At 60.8% G+C, this 1,762-nt stretch carries 3 protein-coding genes; all 3 read left to right on the forward strand.

Features of this window, described 5'->3' with window-relative positions:
* Nucleotides 1-540: CC0125/CC1285 family lipoprotein (locus tag WA989_RS07495; protein WP_424339883.1), on the forward strand; the 540-nt coding region annotated here is incomplete at its 5' end.
* A 75-nt stretch (nt 541-615) separates the two neighbouring features.
* On the forward strand, nt 616-1,095 hold the full coding sequence (locus tag WA989_RS07500) for a GFA family protein (protein WP_424339884.1): 480 nt from the start codon (nt 616-618) through the stop codon (nt 1,093-1,095).
* A 42-nt stretch (nt 1,096-1,137) separates the two neighbouring features.
* A complete protein-coding gene (locus WA989_RS07505; RefSeq protein ID WP_424339885.1) occupies nt 1,138-1,593 on the forward strand; it encodes a response regulator transcription factor in 456 nt (151 codons plus the stop codon).
* The last annotated feature ends 169 nt before the right edge of the window (nt 1,594-1,762 follow it).

A 1,762-nucleotide genomic window follows, 5' to 3' on the forward strand; every position in this document is an offset into this window, starting at 1 on the left:
CTCGCCGGCCTCGCCCTGCTGGGCGCCTGCGCCACGGCGACGCCATATCAGGCCGCAACGTCGAATGATCGCGGCTATTCGGACCAGCAGATCGAAGCCAATCGCTATCTGGTCAATTTTTCGGGCAACAGCCTGACAGACCGCCAGACGGTGGAGACCTATCTGCTCTACCGGGCAGCCGAGCTCACCGTTCAGAACGGCTATGACCATTTCCGCATGGTGCGCCGGGCCACCGACGCAGATTCGAGCTTTGTGCCGGTCGGCGGCAGCTATGATCCGTATTATTCCTATTTCAGCCCGCGCTACCGCTTCTACGGGCCGCGCGGCCGGCTGGTTCGCGGTTATCCCTATCACTGGAGCCATTGGGGCTTCCATGACCCGTATTGGGGTTCGCCCGCAGAATATCGCGAAGTGACCCGCTTTGACGCTTCGGCTGAAATTCTGATGGGCACCGGTCCGAAGCCGGATGATCCGGCCTATTTCACCGCCGATGAGGTGATGATGAACCTCGCTGGACAGATCCTGCTGCCTCAAAGCTAGGCGCCAGCGGCCACGGCCATTCCGCTTCAATTTTTTTGATGTTAGCCTCCCCTGTTCAAAGGGGAGGCTTTTTTCATGGCGGGGGATGAAATGACGGGTGGGTGCGCCTGCGGCAAGGTCCGCTACCGGCTGACAACCGAACCGATGATCACGCATTGCTGCCATTGCAGACGGTGCCAGCAGGAGACCGGCTCTGCTTTTGTCATCAACGGCGTCATCGAGATGTCCGCGATCAACCATCTCGGCGAGGCGCCGGAAACAATTGGGACACCCACTGACAGCGGCCAGCCCCAGCTGATTGACCGCTGCCCGAACTGTCATGTTGCCGTCTGGAGCCAGTACACCATGGGGCGGGGAAGGGGCGTGTTCGTGCGTCTCGGTACACTCGATGCTCCGGATGCCATCGCGCCGGATGTCCACATTTACACAAAAAGCCGGCTGCCCTGGGTGACGCTCACTGATGACAAGCCGCAATTCGAGGAATTTTACCCCAGCCGGGACGTGGTCTGGCCAGAAGGCTCACTGGCGCGCTGGTCAGCGATGATGAAAGCCTGAAGGCGTGACGCCCGCGCCTGCCACGTCTAGACTGAAACGACGATGCCGAAACGCCGCCGCCTAGTCTTCCCACCGAGATCGTTGAAGCCGATCCTCACCTATGGCGCGCTGCTGGCGGGCGGGGCCGCGCTGTTGCAATGGCTGGAATACAAGCGTCTTGTGGTGTCGCATTCCGGCGATATCGGCATGGCCCTGCTGGCCGCGCTTTTCCTGGGATTGGGCATCTGGGTCGGCGCGCAATTGTTTGCCAGGCCGCGCCCGGCTCACCCGATCGAAGAGGGGAACCCTGCCGCCCTGGCAACGCTTGGCATCAGCCCCCGCGAGTTTGAAGTGCTCAGCCTGATCGCGAAGGGGCTTTCTAACAAGGACATCGCGCGTCGGCTTCACATCTCGCCAAACACGGTGAAAACCCATGTTGCCCGGCTTCTGGACAAGCTGGACGCGCGTCGACGCACTGAAGCCATTTCGCGCGCGCGAGCGCTTGGTCTTATGCGTTGAGATATCCCCCAGACAGGTCATTTCGCGAAAATCACCCTTTCGGGCGATTGTCCGGCCGAGCCGCAGCTGCGTGATAGACGCCTGACCAGACAAGGGAAACACCATGCTCAGTCTTATATTGAAAGCCGGCCTCGCCTGCGGCCTGATCGTCGGCACTATACTCTTCATC

Origin of the sequence: Henriciella sp., from assembly GCF_049649345.1 — a bacterium.
Taxonomy (GTDB): Bacteria; Pseudomonadota; Alphaproteobacteria; order Caulobacterales; family Hyphomonadaceae; genus Henriciella.